The sequence below is a fragment of the Curvibacter gracilis ATCC BAA-807 genome, from assembly GCF_000518645.1.
Taxonomy (GTDB): domain Bacteria; phylum Pseudomonadota; class Gammaproteobacteria; order Burkholderiales; family Burkholderiaceae_C; genus Curvibacter; species Curvibacter gracilis.
Genome location: NZ_KI912467.1, coordinates 208283 through 231097 on the forward strand (window position 1 = coordinate 208283; position 22815 = coordinate 231097).

Annotated in this window: 20 protein-coding genes; 10 read left to right on the forward strand and 10 right to left on the reverse strand. The window is 67.9% G+C overall.

Features of this window, described 5'->3' with window-relative positions; all coding sequences use genetic code 11:
* Window positions 1–44: 44 nt before the first annotated feature.
* The 4 genes from L880_RS0129630 to L880_RS0129645 are packed head-to-tail and all read left to right on the forward strand — an operon-like array spanning window position 45 to window position 4278.
* The gene (locus L880_RS0129630; protein ID WP_051443677.1) at window positions 45–794 is read left to right on the forward strand and encodes a GntR family transcriptional regulator; all 750 of its coding nucleotides are present in this window, start codon (window positions 45–47) and stop codon (window positions 792–794) included.
* Window positions 795–810: 16 nt separating this feature from the next.
* Window positions 811–1839: a histone deacetylase family protein gene (locus tag L880_RS0129635; RefSeq protein WP_027478678.1), complete on the forward strand. Its 1029-nt coding sequence runs from the start codon at window positions 811–813 to the stop codon at window positions 1837–1839.
* 1 nt (window position 1840) lies between these two features.
* Window positions 1841–2953, forward strand: a complete 1113-nt coding sequence (locus L880_RS0129640; RefSeq protein ID WP_084461747.1) for a phosphotransferase — start codon at window positions 1841–1843, stop codon at window positions 2951–2953.
* A 41-nt stretch (window positions 2954–2994) separates the two neighbouring features.
* Window positions 2995–4278 carry an aspartate aminotransferase family protein gene (locus L880_RS0129645; RefSeq protein ID WP_027478680.1) on the forward strand — a complete coding sequence of 428 codons (1284 nt, stop codon included), beginning with the start codon at window positions 2995–2997 and terminating at the stop codon, window positions 4276–4278.
* A gap of 23 nt (window positions 4279–4301) precedes the next feature.
* Here the strand turns inward: L880_RS0129645 and L880_RS0129650 are convergent, their stop codons facing one another.
* The gene (locus tag L880_RS0129650) at window positions 4302–5705 is read right to left on the reverse strand and encodes an amidase family protein (protein ID WP_027478681.1); all 1404 of its coding nucleotides are present in this window, start codon (window positions 5703–5705) and stop codon (window positions 4302–4304) included.
* A gap of 116 nt (window positions 5706–5821) precedes the next feature.
* Between L880_RS0129650 and L880_RS0129655 the strand changes: the two genes are divergently transcribed.
* The 4 genes from L880_RS0129655 to L880_RS0129670 all read left to right on the forward strand — a co-directional run bounded on the left by L880_RS0129655 (window position 5822) and on the right by L880_RS0129670 (window position 10716).
* The gene (locus tag L880_RS0129655; RefSeq protein WP_027478682.1) at window positions 5822–7129 is read left to right on the forward strand and encodes an ArgE/DapE family deacylase; all 1308 of its coding nucleotides are present in this window, start codon (window positions 5822–5824) and stop codon (window positions 7127–7129) included.
* 126 nt (window positions 7130–7255) lie between these two features.
* A complete protein-coding gene (locus tag L880_RS0129660; protein ID WP_019573252.1) occupies window positions 7256–7522 on the forward strand; it encodes a type B 50S ribosomal protein L31 in 267 nt (88 codons plus the stop codon).
* A 138-nt stretch (window positions 7523–7660) separates the two neighbouring features.
* A complete protein-coding gene (locus L880_RS0129665) occupies window positions 7661–9364 on the forward strand; it encodes a hypothetical protein (protein WP_027478683.1) in 1704 nt (567 codons plus the stop codon).
* A gap of 2 nt (window positions 9365–9366) precedes the next feature.
* Entirely contained in the window at window positions 9367–10716 is a 1350-nt protein-coding gene (locus L880_RS0129670; protein WP_027478684.1) for an MATE family efflux transporter, read from the forward strand.
* Here L880_RS0129670 and phoR read toward each other — a convergent pair.
* The 7 genes from phoR to pstS all read right to left on the reverse strand — a co-directional run bounded on the left by phoR (window position 10664) and on the right by pstS (window position 17330).
* On the reverse strand, window positions 10664–12049 hold the full coding sequence (gene phoR / locus L880_RS0129675) for a phosphate regulon sensor histidine kinase PhoR (RefSeq protein WP_043331019.1): 1386 nt from the start codon (window positions 12047–12049) through the stop codon (window positions 10664–10666). The two genes, L880_RS0129670 and phoR, sit on opposite strands and share 53 nt — an antisense overlap.
* A 26-nt stretch (window positions 12050–12075) precedes the next feature.
* Window positions 12076–12819, reverse strand: a complete 744-nt coding sequence (phoB, locus tag L880_RS0129680; protein ID WP_027478686.1) for a phosphate regulon transcriptional regulator PhoB — start codon at window positions 12817–12819, stop codon at window positions 12076–12078.
* A 6-nt stretch (window positions 12820–12825) separates the two neighbouring features.
* A complete protein-coding gene (gene phoU, locus L880_RS0129685) occupies window positions 12826–13527 on the reverse strand; it encodes a phosphate signaling complex protein PhoU (protein ID WP_027478687.1) in 702 nt (233 codons plus the stop codon).
* Between the two features lie 10 nt (window positions 13528–13537).
* Window positions 13538–14317 carry a phosphate ABC transporter ATP-binding protein PstB gene (gene pstB, locus L880_RS0129690; protein ID WP_027478688.1) on the reverse strand — a complete coding sequence of 260 codons (780 nt, stop codon included), beginning with the start codon at window positions 14315–14317 and terminating at the stop codon, window positions 13538–13540.
* Window positions 14318–14332: 15 nt separating this feature from the next.
* Entirely contained in the window at window positions 14333–15220 is an 888-nt protein-coding gene (pstA, locus tag L880_RS0129695; RefSeq protein WP_027478689.1) for a phosphate ABC transporter permease PstA, read from the reverse strand.
* On the reverse strand, window positions 15217–16182 hold the full coding sequence (gene pstC / locus L880_RS0129700) for a phosphate ABC transporter permease subunit PstC (protein WP_051443678.1): 966 nt from the start codon (window positions 16180–16182) through the stop codon (window positions 15217–15219). Before pstC ends, pstA begins: the two co-directional genes overlap by 4 nt.
* A gap of 107 nt (window positions 16183–16289) precedes the next feature.
* Window positions 16290–17330: a phosphate ABC transporter substrate-binding protein PstS gene (pstS, locus tag L880_RS0129705; protein WP_027478691.1), complete on the reverse strand. Its 1041-nt coding sequence runs from the start codon at window positions 17328–17330 to the stop codon at window positions 16290–16292.
* A 377-nt stretch (window positions 17331–17707) separates the two neighbouring features.
* Between pstS and ppx the strand changes: the two genes are divergently transcribed.
* Both ppx and L880_RS33955 read left to right on the forward strand, forming a co-directional pair.
* Window positions 17708–19186, forward strand: coding sequence for an exopolyphosphatase (gene ppx, locus L880_RS0129710; protein ID WP_027478692.1), 1479 nt, complete (start codon window positions 17708–17710; stop codon window positions 19184–19186).
* Between the two features lie 158 nt (window positions 19187–19344).
* Window positions 19345–20049: a hypothetical protein gene (locus L880_RS33955; RefSeq protein ID WP_245615432.1), complete on the forward strand. Its 705-nt coding sequence runs from the start codon at window positions 19345–19347 to the stop codon at window positions 20047–20049.
* Between the two features lie 39 nt (window positions 20050–20088).
* Here L880_RS33955 and L880_RS0129720 read toward each other — a convergent pair whose 3' ends face one another.
* Window positions 20089–20553, reverse strand: coding sequence for a SixA phosphatase family protein (locus tag L880_RS0129720; protein WP_027478693.1), 465 nt, complete (start codon window positions 20551–20553; stop codon window positions 20089–20091).
* Between the two features lie 17 nt (window positions 20554–20570).
* Window positions 20571–22643: a polyphosphate kinase 1 gene (gene ppk1 / locus L880_RS0129725; RefSeq protein ID WP_043331021.1), complete on the reverse strand. Its 2073-nt coding sequence runs from the start codon at window positions 22641–22643 to the stop codon at window positions 20571–20573.
* Between the last annotated feature and the right edge of the window lie 172 nt (window positions 22644–22815).

Consider the following 22815-nt stretch of genomic DNA (forward strand, 5'->3'; position numbering starts at 1 on the left):
TGACCGAGACTCAAGACCCCGTCGAGACAAAGCCGCGCCCCACCATGAACACCATCGTCGCCCCCCAACCCGAACCCCGCGCCATCCCCTCTGCGGCCCCTGGCTTTTCGTCCATCGATCTGCCTGACCTGGTGGCCGTGGTCGAGGCCCAGCTGCAGCAGGCCATCGTCGAAGGCCGCCTGCCTCCCGGGGCGCGCATCGTCGAGGCCGAACTGGCGCGCCAGATGGGCGTCAGCCGGGCCCCGGTGCGCGAAGCCGCCCGCCGCCTGGAAAGCCAGGGCCTGCTGGTGGCGCGGCCGCGCTATGGCTTCACGGTGCGCACCCTGGACCTGCAGCAGATCAACGACCTGTTCCAGGTGCGCATCGGGCTGGAGGTCATGGCCACCGGCCTGGCCTGCCGCCAGGCCAGCGACGAGCAACTGGCGCAGCTGCAGGCCCGCGTCGACCACATGGTGGCCCAGGCCCCGCACCTGGGCCAGGCCGAGCGCGTGGCGCTCGACCTGGGCATCCACGCCTGCATCTGCGAGATATCGGGCAACGCCTACCTGCACCGGCTGTTCAGCAACATGCAGACCGAGATCCGCATGATCCTGGCCCTCACCGAGGGCAGCTACCGCGACCCCAACCTGATCGCCGAATCGCACCGCCCGGTGATCGAGGCCATGCGCCGGCGCGATGCCGCGGCCGCAGAACAGGCCCTGCGCCACCACCTGCTCGAAGGGCAGGAACACGTGCAAGCCCTGTTCCTGCGCGCCCAACAAGCACAAAACGCCGCGCCACCCAACCCACCCTGACCCCCCACCAGATGCCATGAAGATCGTCCACTCCGACCAGCACCAGGGCCACGACCCGCAACAGTTCATCGTGCGCGGCCGCCTCAAGCGCAGCAACGAGCAACCCGAACGTGCCACCCGGCTGCTGGCCGCGGCCCAGGGCGCAGGCCACACGGTGCTGGCCCCGGACGACCATGGCCCCGGCCCGCGCGCTGCCATCCACACACCGCAGTACCTGCACTTTCTGGAGACCGCCTGGGAGCGCTGGCAGCAGCTCGAAAACGCCTCCGACGAGGTGATGCCCAACGTCTACCCTTTCCCCGGCCAGCCCTTCACCTACCCCGAGCACCTGGTGGGCCAGGCCGGCTACCACATGGGCGACAACGCCTGCAGCATCGGCCGCCACACCTGGCAGGCCGCCACCGCCGCCGCCCACAGCGCCACCCACGCGGCCGAACTGGTGCTGGCCGGTGAGCGCGCCGTGTACGCGCTGTGCCGCCCCCCAGGCCACCACGCCTACACCGACCGGGCCAATGGCTTCTGCTACCTCAACAACAGCGCCATTGCAGCCCAGCACCTGCGCCAGCGCCATGCCCGGGTGGCTGTGCTGGACATCGATGTGCACCATGGCAACGGCACCCAGGGCATCTTCTGGCGCCGCAAGGATGTGCTGACCCTCTCGCTGCATGCCGACCCCCATGTGTGCACGCCCTATTTCACGGGGCACGCCCACGAGCACGGCGAGGGCGAGGGCCTGGGCTACAACATCAACCTGCCGCTGCCCCGCGGCACGGGCGATGAGGGCTACTTGCAGACCCTGCACCAGGCCCTGACCCACGTGCGGGCCTACGCCCCCGGCGCCCTGGTGGTGGCCCTGGGGCTGGACGCCCACGAGCACGACCCCTACCGCATGCTGGCCGTCAGCACCCCGGGCTTTGCCCGCATCACGGCCGAGATTGCCCGCCTGGGCCTGCCCACCGTGCTGGTGCAGGAGGGCGGCTACCTGGGCGATGACCTGGGGCCCAATCTGGTGAGCGCGCTGCGCGGCTTTGAATCGGTGGCGTGACATGAACACGCTCACAACGCCCTCCACCCTGGAACGGCCGGCGCACGACAGCGCTGCTCTGCTGCCCGGCGCCGCCTTGCTGAGCGCGCCCCCCGCCCCGGTCTCGCTGGACGAGGCCCGGGGGTTGCTGAGCCAGCACTATGGCCTGCACGGGTTTGAATTGCAGGCCCTCAGCGGCGAGCGCGACGCCAACTTCCTGGTCCGCCCCGCGCAGGGGCCGGCCTGCATGCTGAAGATCTCGCACCCGCAGGAAAGCGCGCTGGTGGCCGATTTCCAGACCCAGGTGCTGCTGCACCTGGCCCGCCAGGCCCCCGAGCTGCCGGTGCAGCGCCTGTTGCCCACCCAGAGCGGCCAGCCCAGCCTCACCCTGCCCTGGCCCGAGGGCGGGCCGCGCGTGGTGCGCCTGTTCAGCTACCTGGAAGGCCTGCCCATGCCGCAGGCCCCGCGCTCCGAGGCGCAACGCCTGAACGTGGCCCGCCTGCTGGCCCGCCTGGACCATGCCCTGGCCGACTTCAGCCACCCCGCCGGCGAGCAGGCCCTGCCCTGGGACATCCAGCGGGCCGACCTGGTGCGCGGCCTGCTGGTGCATGTGAGCGACCCGGCACGCCAGGCCCTGGCCCACCGCGCCCTCGATGGCTTTGTCGAGCGCGTGCTGCCTCGGCTGGGCGCCCTGCCGCGCCAGGCCATCCACAACGACTTCAACCTGTACAACCTGCTGGTCGATGCGCAACACAGCGATCAGGTCAGCGGCATCCTCGACTTTGGCGACCTGGTGATGGCCCCGCGCGTGAACGAGCTGGCCGTGGCCGCCTCCTACCAACTCGACGAGCGTGGCGAGGGGGGCGCCGCCGGGGCGCTGGCCGCCATCGCGGGCTTTGCGGCGGCCTACCACGCCGAATGGCCGCTGCAGGCCCTGGAGCTGCAACTGCTGACCGATCTGGTGCGGGCCCGCCTGGTGATGGTGGTGGCCATCAGCGGCTGGCGGGCCGCGCGCCAGCCCGACAACGCGCCCTATCTGCTGCGCAACAACGCCATCTCCTGGGCCCGGCTTCAGGCCCTGGACACCCTGCCCCCAGACCAGGCCACAAGCGCCCTGCGCGCGGCCTGCCCATGAACCCGGACCGCACCCCCAGAAGCACCCCCAGAAGCACCCCCATGAGCACCGCCCCCGACACCGCCACACTGCTCGAACGCCGCGCCCGCCTGCTGGGCCCCGCCTACCGCCTTTTCTACGAAGAGCCGCTGCACCTGGTGCGCGGCGAGGGCGTGTCGCTGTACGACGCCCAAGGCCGACGCTACCTGGACGCCTACAACAACGTGGCCAGCGTGGGCCACGCCCACCCCCACGTGGTGCAGGCCCTGGCCCAACAGGCCGCCCAGCTCAACACCCACACCCGCTACCTGCACGAGGGCGTGCTCGACTACGCCGAGCGCCTGCTGGGCCACCTGCCCCGCGAGCTGGGCCAGGCCATGTTCACCTGCACCGGCAGCGAGGCCAACGACCTGGCGCTGCGCATCGCACGCGCCCACACCGGGGCGCAGGGCGTGGTCATCACCCGCTGGGCCTACCATGGCGTGACCACGGTGCTGGCCGAGGCCTCGCCCTCGCTGGGCGCGGGCATGAAGCTGGGCGCTGCGGTGCGCACCGTGGCCGCGCCCGACAGCTACCGCGAGACCGCCGCCGAGCTGGGCCCGCGCCTGGCCCGCGATGTGCGCGCCGCCATCGCCGATTTGCAGGCCCAGGGCCTGCAGCCCTCGGCCCTGCTGGTGGACACGGTGTTCTCCAGCGACGGCCTGTGCACCGACCCGGCGGGCTTTCTGCAGCCGGCCGTGCAAGCCATGCGCGAAGCCGGCGGCCTGTTCATCGCTGACGAAGTGCAGCCCGGCTTCGGCCGCACCGGTGAGGCCTTCTGGGGCTTCGAGCGCCACGGCCTGGTGCCCGACATCGTGACCCTGGGCAAGCCCATGGGCAACGGCCACCCTGTCGCCGGCCTGGCGGTGCGGCCCGAGGTGCTGGCCGCCTTCGGGCGCGAGTGCCGCTACTTCAACACCTTTGGCGGCAACCCGGTGTCGATGGCGGTGGCCAGCGCCGTGCTCGACGTGATCGAGCAGGAGTCGCTGCAGGCCAACGCCCTGGCCGTGGGCCAGTACCTGCGCGAGGGCCTGCGCTCACTGGGTGCCCGCCACGAGGCGGTGGGCGATGTGCGGGGGGCCGGCCTGTTCGTGAGCGTGGAGCTGGTGAATGACCGCGCCAGCCGGCAGGCCGATGGGCCGCTGGCCGCCCGGGTGGTGAACGGCATGCGCCGCGCCGGGGTGCTGCTCAGTGCCTCGGGCCCGCAGGCCAACTGCCTGAAGATCCGCCCACCCCTGGTGTTTTCGCGGGCCAACGCCGACGAACTGGTCGAGCGGCTGGACGCGGTGCTGAGCGCTGCCGCATGAACAGCGCCGTGCCCGGCCAGGGCTCAGGCCGATACCGGATCGACCGGCATGGCCGGCACGCCGCCGGCCTCGATGGCCTCGCCGGCAGCCAGGCACAGGTCTTCGCGGAAGCGGGCCGCCGTGAGCTGCACGCCCACCGGGGTGCGGCCCACCAGGCCGGTGGTCACTGTGAGGCCGGGCAGGCCCATCAGGGGCAGACCGATCTGGGTCATCTGGGCCTCCCAGACCCGGGCGTAGGCGGCCTCGCCCTGCAGGTCCAGGTCGTTTTCAAAGGGCAGTTCGGCACTGATGGGCAGCAGCAGCACCGGGTAACGCTCGAAGAACAGGTGCCACTCGCGCACCAGGGTGGCGCGGCGGGTGAGCGTGGCCGGCAGGCTGTTGGCGTCCAGGCGCTCGGCCAGCGCACGCTGGCCTGCCAGTGCGGCCAGTGCCCCGGGGTCGCCCTCGCGCTGGGCAGCCGCCCATTGCGCGGAGTAGCCGTCGCCGATCCAGAGGCGCTTTTGCAGCTCCACGGCCTCGCGCAGGGGCGGCAGCTGATCGACCTCCTCCACCTGCCAGCCCGCATCACGCAGGCGGCGCGCCGCGTCAAGCAAGGCAGCCACGCCCTCGGGGCAGGTGGCCATGCCGTCGGGGCGCAGGCACAGGGCCACCCGCTTCGGCACCTCGGGGCCTTGCAGCGGCGCCGGCACCCACCAGGGGTCGCGCGCGTCGGCAGCCGACATCACCTGCAGGGCCAGGCGCAGGTCGGCCACGCTGCGGGCCAGCGGGCCCGAAGCCGCCATCAGCTGCGGGCCGATGCCCCGCTCGGGCGAGCTGGCGTTGTAGGCCGGAATGCGCCCCAGCGAGGGCCGCAGCCCGTGCACGCCACAGGCATAGGCCGGGTAGCGCACCGAGCCGGCGATGTCGGTGCCATGGGCCAGGGCGCCGATGCCGGCCGCCACGGCCGCCCCGGCGCCGCCCGAGGAGCCCCCGGGGGTGAGGCGGGGGTCGCGCGGGTTGAGGGTGCGGCCATGCAGCAGGTTGCTGGTGAACCAGCGGTAGCTGAAGGCCGGCGTGTTGGTGCGCCCCAGCAGCACCGCACCGCCCCGCACCAGGTTGTCGACCACCGGGCTGTTGTGTTGCGCCACGCAGTCTTGCTGGGCGCGCAGGCCGTTGGTGGTGGCAAAGCCTTGCTGATCGACATTGACCTTGGTGGTCACCGGCACGCCGGCCAGCGGGCCCAGGGCCTCGCCACGGGCCAGCGCCGCATCCACGCCCGCCGCCTGGGCCAGCACCTGCTCGGGCCGGTGCTCGACCACCGCGTTGAGGGCCGGGTTGACCGCCTCCAGCCGCGCCAGCGCGGCCTGGGCCACCTCGGTGGCACTGACGCGCCGGGTTCGGATCAGGGCGGCCAGTTCGGTGGCCGAAAGACGCCAGAGTTCGTTCATGTCAGACAGGTCCTGCACGGGGTTGAACATGCGCCGCAGCATACCCCCCTGGCCCCTGGCCAGCCCAGCGTTGCCTCGCCTGCATTCATCCGTTTCCCCCTTCATCAGCCCAAGGAATGACCATGCACCCCACCCCCGACGCAGCCCGCTTGCAACAGGCCGTGGCCCAGCTGGATGCCGAGATGATCGACACCCTGAGTGCCTTCGTGGCCGCGCGCAGCCCCTCGGGGGCTGAGCAGCCGGCAGCCGATTTTCTGGAGGCCCGGTTGCAAGCGCTGGGCCTGGACTGCGAACGCATCGTGCTCGACAGCGATCGCATCCGCAGCTCACCGATGTTCTCCTGCCCCTGCGACCCCGACGGTGGGCGGCACAACCTGCTGGCCCGCCACCTGCCCAAAGAGGGGGGCGGACGCTCGGTGCTGTTCAACGGGCACCTCGACGTGGTGCCCACCGGGCCCGAACAGCTCTGGAGCGCCCCCCCCTTCGAGCCCCATGTGAAGGACGACTGGCTGTTCGGCCGGGGCGCGGGCGACATGAAGGGCGGGATCGTGTGCGCCCTGATGGCGTTCAAGGCCTTGCGCCGGCTCGGCCTGCAGCCGGCCGGGGTGGTGGGCTTCAATGCGGTGCTGGACGAAGAAAACACCGGCAACGGCACCCTCGCCACGGTGCATGCCCTGCAGAACACCCTGGCCCGGGCCCGCCTGAGCGACTTCGACGCGGTGATCATCCCCGAGCCTTTTGCCGAAACCCTGATGGCGGCCCAGGTCGGTGTGAGCTGGCTGTTCGTCACCCTGACGGGCCGCCCCGCCCATGTGGCCTACATGGGCCAGGGCCTGAACCCGATCGAGGCGGCCCACGAACTGATGGCCGACCTGAAGCTGCTGGAAGCCGAGTGGAACGCACCCGAGAACCGCCACCCGGCCTTCCGCGACGTGGCCCACCCGATCAACTTCAACCTCGGGCGCATCGAGGGGGGTGAATGGAACTCTTCCGTGCCCTGCACCTGCACCCTGGGCCTGCGCTGCAGCTACTACCCGGGCACCGAGCCGGATGCCGCGGTGGCCCAGATCAGCCAGCGCCTGCGCGCCAAGGCCCAGGCGCTGAACCCGGCCCTGCAGGTCGAGATCAGCACCCGGGGCCACCGCTCGCCAGGCTGCGTGTACGACCTGGAGCACCCGGCCCTGCAGGCCCTGGCCCAGGCCCACCGGGCGGTGAATGGCCGCGACGCCGAGCGCCTGGCCTGCACGGCCACCACCGACGGACGCCACTTCAGCCTGATGACCGACATCCCGGTCACCAACTACGGCCCGCTGGCGCGCGACATCCATGGCATCGACGAGGCCGTTTCACTGGCCAGCATGCGCCGGGTCACCCTGACATTGGCCCATTACCTGGTGAACTGGTGCGGGGTGGAACCGATATAAATCGGGCTGGGGGCAGAAATGCCTTGAGCCGCCTGTCAGAAAAATGGGATAATCGAGGGCTTTTGGCGAAAAGTGCTGTGCAGTGGTTTGTGCAGTGGCTCTCGCAACTTCCTAAAAGGTAAGACCATGGCCAAAGAAGGCATTCACCCGAACTACCGCGAAGTCCTGTTTGTGGACCTCTCCAACGGTTTCAAGTTTGTGACCCGTTCCTGCGTGAACACCAAGGAAATGGGCAAGACCGAAGACGGTCGCGAACTGCCCCTGTTCAAGCTGGACACCTCCAGCGAATCCCACCCCTTCTACACCGGCACCCAAAAGTCGGTGGACAACATGGGTGGTCGCGTCGAACGCTTCCGCAACCGTTTCGGCAAGCTGGCCACCGCCAGCAAGTAAGTCATTGGCGGCGACTCTCGCCGCTTCGACTTCTGCTAAAAAGGCAGCCCGGTCCCCGAGCTGCCTTTTTTCTTGCCCGCTGCGTTTTTGCCTGCGCACCGGACGGCCCGGTGGCCCTGCCTCACCCAGACCCGCACCTTGAACTCGACCTCACCCGCCATCGTTGCCCAAAACGCTGTCCGCCGCCTGCCCCGCTGGGCCCTGATCGGCCTGTGTGCCGCCTATGTGCTGGCCGGTTTCTGGGGCCGCGCGCCCTGGAAGGGGGCCGACATCGCCGAACTGGGCTACATGCTGGAAATGGCCGCCGGCCACACCCGTTGGATGCAACCCACCCTGGCCGGGCTGGCGCCCGAGAACGATGGCCTGCTGGCCTACTGGATCGGGGCCTGGATGCTGCAACTGGCGCCAAGCAACTGGGCTCCCGAGCTGGTGACCCGATTGCCTTTCATGGCCATGCTGGCCCTGACCCTGGTGGCCACCTGGTACGGGGTGTACTACCTGGCCCGCAGCCCGCGGGCCCAACCCGTGGCCTTTGCCTTCGGCGGCGAGGCCCGACCCAATGATTACGCCCGCGCCCTGGCCGATGGCGGCCTGCTGGCGCTGATGGCCTGCCTGGGCCTGGCCCGGCCCAGCCACGAAGTCACCTCTTACCTGGTCCAGCTCACCTGCACCACGCTCACCTTCTATGCGGTGGCCGCCAGCCCCTACCGGCGCTGGACCCCCCTGGCCGCGCTGGTGCTGGGCCTGGGCGGCCTGGCCCTGAGCGGCGCGCCCACGGTGGCGCTGGTGCTGGGCGCGGCCAGCGCCGTGCTGACCCGGCTGCTGAGCGACGCCGACGCCGAAGGCCGACAACGCCTGGGCTGGCCCCGCGAGGCCTCGCTGGCCGCCGCGGGCGTGACAGCCGCGGTGGGCGCGCTGGTCTACCAGCTCGATCTGGCGCACTGGCGCCTGGTGTGGCCCAGCTTTGGCGAGACGCGCAGCCTGGCCCGCCTGCTGCTGTGGTTTGCCTGGCCGGCCTGGCCGCTGGCACTGTGGTCGCTGTGGCGCTGGCGCCATCATCTGCGCAACGGGCGGTGGCCGCTGCACCTGGGGCTGCCCATCTGCTTCGTGGCCGTGTCGGTGGCGATCACCTTCACCACGCAGCCGGCCGACCGTGCGCTGTTGCTGGGCCTGCCCGCACTGGCCACCCTGGCCGCCTTCGCCCTGCCCACCCTGAGCCGCAGCATGGGGGCGCTGATCGACTGGTTCACGCTGCTGTTCTTCACCAGCGCTGCGCTGGTGATCTGGGTGGTGTGGCTGGCCATGCAGACCGGCTTTCCGGCCCAACCGGCCGCCAACGTGGCGCGCCTGGCCCCGGGCTTCCGGCCAGAGCTGTCGTGGCTCCCCCTGCTGTGCGCGGTGGCCGCCACCGGCGCCTGGATGTGGCTGGTGAAGTGGCGCGCCGGCCGGCACCGCGCAGCGATCTGGAAAAGCCTGGTGCTGCCCGCCGGCGGTGCCGCCCTGGGCTGGATTCTGCTGATGACGCTTTGGCTGCCGCTGCTCGACTACGCGCTGAGCTATGCCAGCATGGTGCAGTCGGCCCGGGCCCTGATGGGCACGGCCACCTGCGCCGAGGTCTATGGCCTGAGCCCCGACCAGACGGCGGCCTTCCAGGTGCACGGCGACCTGCGCCTGGTGCCCACCGGCTCGGCCACCCGCTGTGACTGGCTGCTGGTGGACCGCAACCAGCTGGTAGGCTGGCTGGAGACCCACGACGGACCGAACTGGATCTACGAGACCAATGTGTGGCGCCAGGGTGAGCAGCGCGAATCGGTGTTGGTCTACCGCCGCGCCGGGAGCTGAACTTGAGCGAGTTGCGCCTCATTGCCCGCCACGCGGGCACGGTGCTGGCCGGCCAGTTGGCGGTGATGGCCTTCGGCGTCACCGACACCCTGGTGGCGGGTCGCCATTCCCCCGAAGCCCTGGCCGCGCTGGCGGTGGGCTCGGCCGTGTACATCAGCGTCTATGTGGGCCTGATGGGCGTGCTGCAGGCCCTGCTGCCGGTCTGGGCCGAATTGGAAGGCGCCGGGCGCCCGCTGCAGGTGGGGCGTTCGGTGCGCCAGTCGCTGTACCTGTGCGCGGTGGCATCGGTGCTGGGCATCGGCCTGCTGGTCCAGCCCGAGGCCTTGCTGCGCTGGACCGGGGTGCCCGATGAATTGCGCGCCGATGTGACCCAGTACCTGCAGGTGCTGGCCCTGGCCCTGCCGCCGGCCCTGCTGTTTCGCGTCTACAGCACGCTGAACCAGGCGCTGCACCTGCCCCGCCTGGTCACCTGGCTGCAGTTGGCGGGGTTGGCGCTGAAGGTGCCGTTGTCGATGTGGTGGGCCTGGGGCGGTGCGGGTGTGGCGGCCCAGGGCGCCACCGGCTGCGCCTGGGCCACCCTGGCCGTGAATGGCGCGATGGCCGCCCTGGCCGTGCTGATGCTGAGCCGGCAGACGGTGTACCACCCTTACCGCCTGTGGCAAAAGCCCGAGCCGCCGGATTGGCAGCAACTGGGGCAGTTTCTGCGCCTGGGCCTGCCGGCGGGCCTGTCCATCCTGGTTGAAGTGACCTCCTTCACCCTGATGGCGCTGTTCATTGCCCGGCTGGGCACCACCGCAGCGGCCAGCCACCAGATTGCGGCCAACCTGACGGCCGTGCTGTACATGGTGCCGCTGTCGATCTCGATCGCCACCAGTGCCCGCGCCAGCTACTGGCTGGGGGCGCGCCAGCCGGCCCGGGCACGGCAGGCGATCCGAACCGGCTTGCTGCTGGCCATGGGCTTGGCCACGCTGTGCTCAGCCGCGGTGTGGCTGGGTCATGCCGGCCTCCCCCGGCTCTACACCCAGCAAGCCGAGGTGGCTAACCAAGCCGCGCCCTTGCTGGTGTGGGTGGCGCTGTACCACCTGTTCGACGCGGCCCAGACCCTGTGCGTGTTTGTGCTGCGCTGCTACCGTGTGACGGTGGTGACCTTGGTGGTGTACAGCACCCTGTTGTGGGGCGCCGGGCTGGGCGGCGGCTATTGGCTGGCCTACCGCGGCCTGGCCGCTTGGGCGCCCTGGGCCCGGCCCGATGCCTTCTGGGCCGGCAGCACCGTGGCACTGGCCGCGGTGGCGGCCATCTTCATGCCGCTTCTTTGGCGCGCTGTGCACCGGCCGATGGTGCCGGCCCCATGAGGGACGGTGCCGCCTGACGCAAGCGGCTGGCCGGGAACACGATGGAGAACCGCGACCCCACGCCCAGCGTGCTTTCGATGTTGAGCTGGGCCCCATGGCGCTGCACCACGTGCTTGACGATGGCCAGGCCGAGGCCCGTGCCGCCGGTTTCACGCGAGCGGCTGCGGTCGACGCGGTAAAAACGCTCGGTGAGGCGCGGAATGTGCTCGGGGGCAATGCCCGGGCCCGAATCCCGCACATCGAATTCGGCACGACCGTCGGGCAGCGTGTGCCAGCTGACCTGGATGCTCCCGCCGCCTGGCGTGTAGCGCACGGCGTTGCTGACCAGGTTGGACAAGGCACTTTGCAGTTCGTTGTGCGAGCCGGCCAGGTCGACGCCGCGTGCCGCCTCGATGTCGAAGTGGATCTGGTGGCGGCGCCCGTTGTGGCTGCCGATCACGCCCGACAGGGCCTGGGACTCCTGCTCACAATGCATGAGCAGCCCCTGCACGCCCACCCATTCGGTCAGGCCCGGGGCGGGGCTGCCCTCCAGGCGTGACAGCGTGAGCAGATCGCTGACCACGGTCTGCATGCGGCTGGCCTGCTGGGACATCAGGTTCAGGTAGTGCTGGCGCTCGTGGTCTTCGAGGTTCAGGGTCTGCAGGGTTTCGATGAAGCCCGACAGCACCGTCAGCGGGGTGCGGATCTCATGCGACACGTTGGCCACAAAGTCGCGCCGCATGGCATCGGCCTGGTCCAGGGCGGTGATGTCGCGCGAGAGCAGCAGGCGACGGCCCTCGCCGTAGCCATGCAGGTGCACCGACAGGCGCACCGGGCGCGACAAGGTGCTGCCACGGCCATTCATCACGATGTCGTGGCTGTAGTCACGCGAAGCGTAGTAGGCCGCGAACACCGGTTCACGCAACAGGTTGCCGATGGACTGCATCAGATCCCGGTCAGGGTCGAAGCCGAAATGCTGGGCCGCCGTCTGGTTGCACCATTCGATGTGACCCTCGGGGTCGAGCAGCACCACGCCGTTGGGCGAGGCCTGGATGGCCAGCAGGAACTCCTGCAAGCGGGCTTCGCTGTCTTCGGCCTTCTTGACCAGCTGGCGCAGCATGCGCCGGGCCCGGTCGGCGACCTCACCCCACAGGCCGCCCATGGCCGGGGCATCGGCCAGTTGGCCCTTGCGCAACCAGCGCCGCACCCGCAGGCCGCGCCACAGGTCGAGCAAGAACCACAGCCAGGTGCCCAGCAACAGCGCCACCAGGGCCCCCAGGGCGTCGCCCAGCGACCACCCTGCCAGGACTGCCAACAACTGGGCCCCGGCAAAAGTCAAAAACCGGAATGTCATGAGAAGGGCCCAGGCCGGTCAGGCCATCAGGCTGAAGCCGCAGCGGAAGTGGACACGGTCGCAGAGACGGACACCGCCACCTGGGGCTGTCCGGTGAGTCGATAGCCCGCGCCGCGCACGGTCTCGACCATGGTGCCGGCGCCGCCCAGGGCCTCGCGCAGGCGTTTGACGTGCACGTCGACCGTGCGCTCTTCGATGAACACGTGGTCGCCCCACACCTTGTCCAGCAGTTGCGAGCGGCTGTGCACGCGCTCGGAATGCTTCATGAGGTAGTGCAGCAGCTTGAACTCGGTGGGGCCGACCTTGAGCGGCTGGCCCGAGAACGTGACCCGGTAGGTGGCCGCGTCGAGCACCAGCTCACCGATGGTGACCGTGTCGGACACCTGTTCCGGGGCCCGACGGCGCAGCACGGCGCGGATGCGCGCCAGCAGTTCCTGGGTCGAGAAGGGCTTGGTGATGTAGTCATCGGCACCGGCGTCCAGGCCGGCCACCTTGTCAGATTCATCGCCGCGCGCGGTCAGCATCAGGATGGGCACGCCCTTGGTGCGGGCATCGGCGCGCCATTTGCGCGCCAGCGCCACACCGCTTTGGCCGGGCAGCATCCAGTCGAGCAGGATCACATCGGGCAGCACGGCGTCCAGCTCTCGCTGGGCCGAAATGCCGTCTTCGGCCCACACCGGCTGGAAGCCGTTGTGGCGCAGGTTGACCGCGATCAGCTCGGCAATCGCCGGCTCGTCTTCAACGATCAGGATATGGGGCAGCTTCTTCATGGCAGATCACCGGACGGCGGACTCCACGTCGTCGATGGACGCGTGGCGCACATCCGTGCCCTTGACGACGTAGATGATGAACTCGGCGATGTTCTTGGCATGGTCACCGATGCGCTCGATGGCCTTGGCCAGGAACAACAGGTCCAGGCTGGGCGAGATGGTGCGGGGGTCTTCCATCATGTAGGTGATGAGCTTGCGCACAAAGCCGTCGAACTCGCGGTCGATCAGGTCGTCTTCCTTGAGGATGGCCACCGCGGTGGAGGTGTCGAGCCGGGCAAAGGCGTCGAGCGCCTTGCGCAGCAGGCCGGCGGCGAGATCGGCCGCCACCCGCAGATCGGTGGACGGCAGCTGGCGGGCCGAACCGCTTTCGATGATCGACTTGACCATGCGGGCGATCTTGCTGGCCTCGTCGCCCACGCGCTCCAGGTTGGCGGTGGTCTTGGAGATGGCCAGCAGCAGGCGCAGGTCGCGTGCCGTGGGCTGGCGTCGCGCGATGATGGAGGCCAGATCGCGGTCGATCTCGATCTCCATGGCGTTGACGCGTTGTTCGATGTCGATCACCTGGGCCGCAGCCTCGGTGCTGAAGTTCGACAGCGAGTAGATGGCTTGGTGGATCTGGGATTCAACCAGGCCGCCCAGCTCCATGACCCGCGACGAAACGCCGTTGAGATCACTGTCGAACTGGGTGGAAAGATGTTTGTCCGGCATGCTGCCCTCCTCAACCGAAACGGCCTGTGATGTAGTCTTCTGTTTCCTTGCGGGTGGGCTTGAAGAACATCTGTTCTGTCTCGCCGAACTCGACCAGATCGCCCAGGTACATGTAGGCGGTGTAGTCGCTGCAGCGTGCCGCCTGCTGCATGTTGTGGGTCACGATGACCACGGTGTAGTCGTCCTTGAGCTCGGCGATCAGCTCTTCGACCTTGGCCGTGGAGATCGGATCCAGCGCCGAGCAGGGCTCGTCGAGCAGCAGCACCTCGGGCTTGATGGCGATGCCACGGGCGATGCACAGACGTTGCTGCTGACCGCCCGACAGGCCGGAGCCGCTCTGGTTGAGCTTGTCCTTCACCTCGGTCCAGAGGGCGGCCTTGCGCAGGGCCCATTCGACGCGGTCGTCCATGTCGGTAGCGCTGAGGTTCTCGAACAGCTTCACACCGAAAGCGATGTTGTCATAGATCGACATCGGAAAGGGTGTGGGCTTCTGAAAAACCATGCCGACCTTGGCCCGGATCAGGGCCACGTCCTGCTTGGAGGTGAGCAGGTTCTCGCCGTCCAGCACGATCTCGCCTTCGGCACGTTGCTCAGGATAGAGCTCGAACATGCGGTTGAAGGTGCGCAGCAGGGTCGATTTGCCGCAACCCGAAGGGCCGATGAAGGCGGTGACCTTCTTCTCGGGGATGTTCAGGTTGATGCCTTTGAGGGCATGGAATTTGCCGTAGTAGAAGTTCAGGTTGCGCACCGCAATCTTGGCTTGCTGGTCGGGCACGGTGAATGTGGTCATGAAAAATCCTTGCCTTTACTTCTGACGGGTCAGCACACGCGCCAGGATGTTGAGCCCCAGCACGGCCAGCGTGATCAGGAACACACCTGCCCAGGCCAGTTGCTGCCAGTTTTCGTACGGGCTCATCGCAAATTTGAAGATGGTCACCGGCAGGCTGGCCATGGGTTTGGACAGGTCCGAGTTCCAGAATTGGTTGTTCAGCGCAGTGAACAGCAAGGGCGCGGTCTCGCCCGAGATGCGGGCCACGGCCAGCAGAACCCCGGTGATCACCCCCGACTTGGCGGCACGCAGCGTGATCATGATGATCACCTTCCACTTGGGCGTGCCCAGGGCGTAGGCGGCCTCGCGCAGCGCCGAAGGCACCAGCGTGAGCATGTTCTCGGTGGTGCGGATGACCACCGGGATCACGATCAGTGCCAGGGCCACGATGCCGGCCCAGCCCGAGAAGCTCTTGAAGCGGGCCACCACGATGGCGTAGACGAACAGCCCGATCACGATGCTGGGCGCGGACAACAGGATGTCGTTGACGAAGCGCGTGGTCGAAGCCAGCCAGCTCTTGGTGTCGTACTCAGCCAGGTAGACGCCGGCCATGATGCCGATGGGCGTGCCGATGAAGGTGGACAAGGCCACCATGACCAGCGAACCGAAAATGGCGTTGGCAATGCCGCCCACCTCGTTCGGTGGCGGGGTGGACTGGGTGAACAGCGCCACACTCAGGCCGCCAAAGCCCAGGCGGACGGTTTCCCACAGAATCCAGATCAGCCAGAACACGCCAAAGGCCATGGCCGCCAGCGACAGGGCCAGGGCGATGGTGTTGACGCGCTTGCGGCTGGCATAGCGCGCCTGGCGCACGGCGGCCAGCGCCGCGCGCTCGGCCAGGACGGAAGAAGCAGCGGTGTTCATGAGCGGGCTCCTTCGTTCTTCTTGAGGCGCATGAGCAGCACTTTGGACAGCGACAGCACCACGAAGGTGATGAAGAACAAGACCAGGCCCAGGTAGATCAGCGAGGCCTGGTGCAGGCCTTCACCGGCTTCGGCAAACTCGTTGGCCAGCGCCGAGGTGATGCTGTTGGCCGCCTCGAACACGCTCAGCGAGTTGAGCTGGTTCATGTTGCCGATCACGAAGGTGACCGCCATGGTCTCACCCAGCGCCCGGCCCAGCCCCAGCATCACGCCGCCCAGCACACCGGTCTTGGTGTAGGGCAGCACGACCTTCCAGACCACCTCCCAGGTGGTGGAACCCAGGCCGTAGGCCGATTCCTTGAGCAGCGGCGGGGTCACTTCGAACACGTCGCGCATCACCGAAGCGATGAAGGGGATGATCATGATGGCCAGGATGATGCCGGCCGACAAGATACCGATGCCCACCGGGGGGCCGGAGACGAAGGAGCCCAGCACCGGCACGCCCTTCAGCAAGGCCTGCAGGGGTTGCTGGACGAAGCGCGCCAGGATGGGGCCGAACACCATCAGGCCCCACATGCCATAGACGATGGAGGGCACGGCCGCCAGCAATTCGATGGCGGTGCCCAGCGGGCGCTTGAGCCAGGCCGGCGAGAGTTCGGTCAGGAACAGGGCAATGCCGAAGCTGACCGGCACGGCGATGGCCAGTGCGATCAGCGAGGTGGCCAGCGTGCCGTAGATCATCACCAGGCCGCCGAAATCGGACTGGACAGGATCCCAGACGCTGCGCACCAGAAAGCTGAGGCCGTATTTTTCAATCGACGGCGAGGCGCCGACAACCAGCGACAGCAGAATGCCGAAAAGAAGGCCCAGGGTCAGGACGGCGGCACCCTTGGCCAGCCAGCCAAACAGGCGGTCAGCCATGGCGCCCGACAGCATGGGGCGTTGAGAAGGAGGTGTGGTCATAGGTTGTGCACGCCCCACCGAGGTGGGCGGGGCATGGTTGACCGGCAGTGTAGTGGACACAACAAAGTCCCGAAAGCTGGTCTGAAGCAGACGTCAGAAGCCTGGAATCACTTGAAGGCAACCGGCTTGTCGCCAGCCGCTTCGCGGATCTCACCCCAGGATTTCAGGATCACTTCCTTGACGCTGTCGGGCATGGGCACGTAGTCCAGGTCGACGGCGGTCTTGTCGCCGCTCTTGTAGGCCCAGTCAAAGAACTTCAGGGCGGTGGTGGCCTGGGCCGGCTTGTCCTGCTTCTTGTGCATCAGGATGAAGGTGGCGCCGGTGATGGGCCAGGAATCCTTGCCAGGCTGGTTGGTCAGGATCTGGTAGAAGCTCTTGCTCCAGGTGGCGCCGGCAGCGGCGGCCTTGAAGGTCAGATCGTCCGGGGCCACGTAGGAGCCGGCCGCATTCTGCATTTGCACGTAGTTGAGCTTGTTCTGCTTGACATAGGCGTACTCCAGGTAGCCGATGGAGTCAGGCAGGCGACCCAGGAAGGCGGCCACGCCTTCATTGCCCTTGCCGCCGGCGCCGGTGGGCCAGTTCACGGCGGTGCCTTCACCGACCTTGCTCTTCCACTCGGGGCTGACCTTGCTCAGGTAGTTGGTGAAGATGAAGCTGGTGCCCGAACCATCGGCGCGGCGCACCACGGCGATCGGCGAGTCCGGCAGGGTCAGACCGGGGTTCAGCGACTTGATGGCAGCGTCATTCCAGTGGGTGATCTTGCCCAGGTAGATGTCAGCCAGCACAGCGCCGGTCAGCTTCAGTTGGCCCGGGGTCAGGCCCTTGACGTTGATCACCGGCACCACGCCACCGATCACGGTGGGGAACTGCACCAGGCCCTTGGCCTTGAGGTCGTCATCGCTCAGCGGGGCGTCGGAAGCGCCGAAGTCCACGGTCTTGGCTTCGATCTGGCGGATGCCGGCACCCGAACCCACCGATTGGTAGTTGATCTTGACGCCCGTGGCCTTGTTGTAATCAGCGGCCCACTTCGAATAGAGGGGTGCCGGGAAGCTGGCACCGGCCCCGGTGGCTTCCTGTTGGGCCCAGCTGGCGGGGGAGAGCAAAGCGGCCACAGCGCCGGCAACGGCCATACGAATCGTCCAGGTCATATCAATTCACCTTGGTGGGTTGGGGAGTTGACTGGACTCTAGTGGCCCTTGATGACAATTGCGTGACAAGCTCTGGAGAGGCGGAAAACGCCCGTTTTTTGTCACAATCATCGAAAAATCCGTCACCCAACTGTCATAAACGGCTTCTAGACTGCAAAACGCATGAAAAATACAGGGCAGTCGGTCGGTGCCCTGTCGGTCGCGGCCACAATCGCTGCTGTCGGGCACGGTCTTCACGCAGACTGCCATCCGGCCACCAGCGAACTTGCCTCAGCGGATCCCGGAACCCGAACGCCACCTCTTTCACAGCCCAGTACGCAAGCGGCGACCCACTCACCTGCCGCCGCAGAGTGACCGGCCCCAAGCGCTGCCATCAAATGCAAAACGGAACACTCATTGCCGCTGTCGACCTGGGGTCGAACAGCTTCAGACTCGAAATCGGCCGCCTGCAGCATGGCCAGATCCAGCGCAGCGAATACCTCAAGGAAACCGTGCGCCAGGGCAGCGGCCTGGACGAGGAACGTCGTCTGCGCGCCGACGCCATGCAACGCGGCTGGGATTGCCTGGCCCGGTTTGCCGAGCGCCTGGCCGGGTTTCCGCGCACGCAGGTTCGGGCCGTGGCCACCCAGACCCTGCGCGAAGCCCGCAACCGAGACGACTTTCTGGCCCGGGCCACCGAGATCCTGGGCTTTCCGATCGATGTGATCTCCGGCCCCGAGGAAGCCCGCCTGATCTACCAGGGCGTGGCCCGCCTGCTGCCCCAATCGGATGAACGCCGGCTGGTGATCGACATCGGCGGACGCTCCACCGAGATGATCCTGGGCCAGCAGTACAACGCCCATGTGATGGCCTCGTACCGCGTGGGCAGCGTCGCCTGGTCGATGAAGTACTTTCCGCAAGGCCTGTTCACCCAGCAGGCCTTCATGACCGCCGAGATCGCAGCCAAGGCCGTGCTCGACGAAGCCCTGGACAGCTACCGCCGTGACAGCTGGGACATTGCCTATGGCTCGTCCGGCACGGTGGGGGCGGTGGCCGACATCCTGGCTGCGGCTGGGGAACCGAGTGGCGTGATCAGCCGCAGCGCGCTGCACTGGCTCAAGGAGCGCCTGTTGCGCGCCCAGAGCGCCGAGCGGGTGCGCATGGACGGTCTGAAGGACGATCGGCGTGCCGTGATCGGTGGCGGGGTCAGCGTGCTGACGGCCATCTTCGACCTGCTGGGCATTGATGAGATGCACGTGGCACAAGGCGCCCTGCGCCAAGGCGTGCTGTACGACCTGCTGGACCGTGAGCAGCCGCACACCGATCTGCGCGCCACCACCGTGGTCTCGCTGTGCGAACGCTTCCAGGTCGACCAGGCCCAGGCAGAACGGGTGCGCGATGCCGCCCTGACGCTGTACCGCCAGGTCGAAAGCCCACTCGACGAGCGCGCCGAACGCAAGCTCGCCTGGGCCGCGAGCCTGCATGAGATCGGCATCCAGATCTCGCACAGCGACTACCACCGGCACGGCGCCTACATCCTGGACAACACCGATGCACCCGGCTTTGCCCTGCCCGAACTGCACCGGCTCAGCCTACTGATCCTGGGCCACCGCGGCAAGCTGCGCAAGCTCGAGGCCGACTTCAGCGATGCGGCATTCGTGGCCCAACTGCTGTGCCTGCGTCTGGCCGTCGCCCTCTGCCACGCCCGTCGCAACCCCGACCTGGCCCCGCTGGCGCTGGCCTGCGACGGCACGTCCTACACCCTGCACGTGAGCCAGGCCTGGTGCCAGCAATTCCCGCAATCGGCCCACCTGCTGCGTGAGGAAGCGATCGCCTGGCAGAAGACGCCCTGGTCGCTGGATCTGCTGGTGTCCTGAGCGCCCTGCCCTGCCCTTCCTGCCAGCCCCCCGGCACCTTGCGGTGACCGGGGGTTTTTTCATCCCGGGCGCAGGCGCCCCGACGGGCATGCGGCAGCCATACAAACACCGAATTAAACCGTATATACTGTTTATACCGATTCACTCAAGGAATGTTGATGACCAGCACCAGCGACAAGAAGGACACCCCGACAACCCCAGTGGCCGCCCCGGTGGCGACAACGCCCGTGACCGCGGCCGCCCCTGCCAGCGCCCCGGTGGTCAAGGCTGCCGAAAAGCCGGCCGCCAAGCCCGCCCCCAAGGCCGTGGCCGCAGCGCCCGTGAAGGCCGCTGCACCGGTCAAGGCAAGCGCACCGGCCAAGGCCGCCGCACCCGCCAAGGCCAAGGCTGCGCCCCAAGCCAAGGCCCCCGCCAAAGATGCCAAAGCCGCCAAGGCCAGCCCAGCCCCCAAGAAGGCCGTGAGCAAGCCTGCCGCCAAGCCCAAGGCCGCCCCGGTGGCTGTCGCCGCCCCCGTGCCCGCACCGCCCAAGGCGAAGGTCGAAGCCCCCAAGAAGATCAAGGAAAGCAAGCCCAAGAAGGCTGCCGAACCCGAAGTGAAGGCCAAGAAGGCCAAGCTGGTGCGTGACAGTTTCACCATCCCCAAGGATGAGTACGACGTGCTGGCCGAGCTCAAGCAACGCGCCCATCTGTTGGCCCACAGCCCCAAGAAGAGCGAGATCCTGCGCGCTGGCGTGCGTCTGTTGGCCGGCCTGGGTCAGGACGCCTTCCTGAAGGCCTTGAAGGCCATCCCGTCGATCAAGACGGGCCGCCCCGCGGCCGACAAGCCGGCCGTGGCCGCTCCCAAGAAGGCCGGCAAGGCCTGATCAGGACACCGCCCCCAGCACCCGGCCGGGGGCCGGCGTTCACAGCAACTCGGGAACCTGGACGGTGACCACCACCGTCTGGGATTCGCCCTGGCGCTCGCGGTGGCGCAGCCACCAGACCGCCCCCTTGCGCACCGAGCATTCGCCTTCCGCCAAGCCCAGCAACTGAGCCACCGTCTGGCCCAGCATGGGCTGGTGGCCGATCACCAGCACCGCCCCCCGCTGGCGTGGCCACTGCACCAGCTCCAGCAGGTCCGACACCTGCCCACCGGGCAGCAGTTCGGCGCGCAGTTTGTACTTTCGCCCCAGCGCCAGGGCCGTCTGCTCCGTGCGCCGGGCCGGGCTGCACAACACCCTCAGCCCCTCGGGCAACTGACGATCCAGCCACGCGGCCATGCGCATGGCCTGCTTTTCCCCCTTGGGGGTCAGGTTGCGGGCCAGGTCTTCCATGGCACCAGCATCGTCGTCTTCAGCTTCGGCATGTCGCCACAAGATCAGGTCCATGGGGGCAAAACTCCAGGTCAGGTTTTCTTGGGTTTGGGGTCGCTGCCGTAGCGGTCCATCAAGGCTTGCTGAACACCGTGGGCCACCTCGCCCGCAGGCTCTACCCGCTGGTAGACACCGTCGGCCCCCAAGGTCCAGGCATCGCGGTCGTCGCACAGATAACCCACCAGGCACTCGTCGATGATGCGCTGGCGCAGCTCAGGATCGTTCACGGGCCAGGACACCTCGACCCGACGCAGCATGTTGCGGTTCATCCAGTCGGCGCTGGACAGGTAGAGCTGCTCCTGATCGCCCATGCGGTAATAGAAGACGCGGGAGTGCTCCAGAAAGCGCCCGATGATGGAGCGCACCCGGATGTTGTCGGTCTGCCCCGGCACCCCGGCGGGCAGCATGCAGGCCCCCCGGATGATCAGGTCGATGCGGGCACCGCGCTGGCCAGCCTCGATCAGGGCACGGATCAGGGGCTCGTCGGTCAACGCATTCATCTTGGCCACGATGCGCCCACCCTCGCCCCGCTCGGCCGCCAGACCCACCTGACGGATGGCCTCCAGGGTCTTGGCGTGCAGGTGGAACGGAGCCACCCACAGGTGCTTGAGGCGAGGCAGCCGGTTCTGGCTGGCCAGGTGGGAGAACACCAGGTCCATTTCAGCGGTCAGATCCGGGTTGGCCGTGAGGCAGCTCAGGTCGGTGTAGAGGCGCGCGGTGCGCGGGTTGTAGTTGCCGGTGGAGAGGTGTCCGTAGCGGCGCAGCACACGGCCTTCGCGGCGGGTCACCAAAAGCATCTTGGCGTGGGTCTTCAGGCCGACCACGCCGTACACCACCTGCGCGCCGATGGACTCGAGTGCCTCGGCCCAGTTGATGTTGGCCTCTTCGTCGAAGCGGGCCTTGAGCTCGACCACGGCCGTGACTTCCTTGCCGCGGCGCACCCCTTCGCGCAACAGCTCCATCAGCTCCGAATCCGACCCGGTGCGGTAGATGGTCTGCTTGATGGCCAGCACCTGCGGGTCGTTGACGGCCTCGCGCAGAAAGCCGAGCACGCCATCAAAGCTCTCGAAGGGCTGATGGATCAGCACATCGCGCTGCGCCACCTGCTCGAAGATCGAGGTGCCTTGCTGCAACTGGCGCGGCAGCGCGGCCTTCCAGGCCGGAAAGAGCAGCGATGGCTCGTTCATCAGATCGATCAGCTGGGTCAGGCGCACCAGGTTGACCGGGCCATGCACCCGGTACAGCGCCCCGACCGGCAGGCTGAACTGGGACAGCAGGAAATCGGACAGGAACTTGGAGCAACCCGCCGAGACCTCCAGGCGCACAGCCTGGCCGTAGTTGCGGTGCTCCAGGCCCTGGCGCAGCGCGGCACGCAGGTCGCGCACATCTTCTTCGTCAAAGGCCAGATCGGAGTGCCGCGTGACCCGGAACTGCGAAAACTCGGTCACCTCGCGCCCGGCGAACAGGTCGTGCAGATGCGCCCGGATGACGCTGGACAGACTGACGAAGCTGACCCCCTTGCCCGCCACCCGGGCCGGCATGCGGATGACCCGGGGCAAGACCCGGGGCACTTTGACGATGGCCACCTCGTTCTCGCGGCCAAAGGCATCCTGGCCACGCAGGCGCACGATGAAGTTGAGCGACTTGTTGGCCACCTGGGGGAAGGGGTGGGCCGGATCCAGCCCGACCGGCACCAGCAGGGGCCGGACCTCGCGCTCGAAGTAGTCGTGCACCCAGCGCCGCTGCTCTGAATTGCGGTCACCGTGCGAGACGATGCGGATACCCAGGCGCGCCAGGGCGGGGATCAACTGGTCGTTGTAGAGCTTGTACTGCCGCTCGACCAGGTCATGGGCGCGCTCAGCCAAGGCTTCGAAGGAATTGCTGCTGTAGGTGCCACGGGGGTCGCGCAATTGCAGGGCAATCAGGTGCGGGGCCACGCGCACCTCGAAGAATTCGTCGAGGTTGGACGAGACGATGCACAGGAAACGAAGCCGCTCCAGCAGGGGCACATCGCTGCGGCGGGCCCAGTCCAGGACACGGTCATTGAAGGCCAGGATGCTGTGATCGCGGTCCAGCAATGGGAAGGGCTGCGCCGATTCGGGCACGGCAGGTTCGGATGGGAGTGACGTAGCGGAGATGGACAAGCAAAAACCTCAGACAAGCATGCCGGCAGGCGCCGGGTGGCGGCACTCAGCCGGAAGGCAACCCGCCGACCCGGCAGGGCAGGAACAGGTCGCCAACATTATTCATACCGAGTCCGGCCTTTTGATGACAAAT

Bases quoted from the DNA above. Each gene is read 5' to 3' on its own strand.
- L880_RS0129650 (WP_027478681.1), bottom strand. From the start codon at position 5,705: ATGAACGAACTCTGGCGTCTTTCGGCCACCGAACTGGCCGCCCTGATC.
- L880_RS0129640 (WP_084461747.1), top strand. From the start codon at position 1,841: ATGAACACGCTCACAACGCCCTCCACCCTGGAACGGCCGGCGCACGAC.
- L880_RS0129655 (WP_027478682.1), top strand. From the start codon at position 5,822: ATGACCATGCACCCCACCCCCGACGCAGCCCGCTTGCAACAGGCCGTG.
- L880_RS0129645 (WP_027478680.1), top strand. From the start codon at position 2,995: ATGAGCACCGCCCCCGACACCGCCACACTGCTCGAACGCCGCGCCCGC.
- L880_RS0129630 (WP_051443677.1), top strand. From the start codon at position 45: ATGAACACCATCGTCGCCCCCCAACCCGAACCCCGCGCCATCCCCTCT.
- pstC (WP_051443678.1), bottom strand. From the start codon at position 16,182: ATGACCACACCTCCTTCTCAACGCCCCATGCTGTCGGGCGCCATGGCT.
- phoR (WP_043331019.1), bottom strand. From the start codon at position 12,049: ATGACATTCCGGTTTTTGACTTTTGCCGGGGCCCAGTTGTTGGCAGTC.
- phoU (WP_027478687.1), bottom strand. From the start codon at position 13,527: ATGCCGGACAAACATCTTTCCACCCAGTTCGACAGTGATCTCAACGGC.
- pstA (WP_027478689.1), bottom strand. From the start codon at position 15,220: ATGAACACCGCTGCTTCTTCCGTCCTGGCCGAGCGCGCGGCGCTGGCC.
- pstB (WP_027478688.1), bottom strand. From the start codon at position 14,317: ATGACCACATTCACCGTGCCCGACCAGCAAGCCAAGATTGCGGTGCGC.
- L880_RS0129720 (WP_027478693.1), bottom strand. From the start codon at position 20,553: ATGGACCTGATCTTGTGGCGACATGCCGAAGCTGAAGACGACGATGCT.
- L880_RS0129660 (WP_019573252.1), top strand. From the start codon at position 7,256: ATGGCCAAAGAAGGCATTCACCCGAACTACCGCGAAGTCCTGTTTGTG.
- pstS (WP_027478691.1), bottom strand. From the start codon at position 17,330: ATGACCTGGACGATTCGTATGGCCGTTGCCGGCGCTGTGGCCGCTTTG.
- L880_RS33955 (WP_245615432.1), top strand. From the start codon at position 19,345: ATGACCAGCACCAGCGACAAGAAGGACACCCCGACAACCCCAGTGGCC.
- L880_RS0129635 (WP_027478678.1), top strand. From the start codon at position 811: ATGAAGATCGTCCACTCCGACCAGCACCAGGGCCACGACCCGCAACAG.
- ppx (WP_027478692.1), top strand. From the start codon at position 17,708: ATGCAAAACGGAACACTCATTGCCGCTGTCGACCTGGGGTCGAACAGC.
- phoB (WP_027478686.1), bottom strand. From the start codon at position 12,819: ATGAAGAAGCTGCCCCATATCCTGATCGTTGAAGACGAGCCGGCGATT.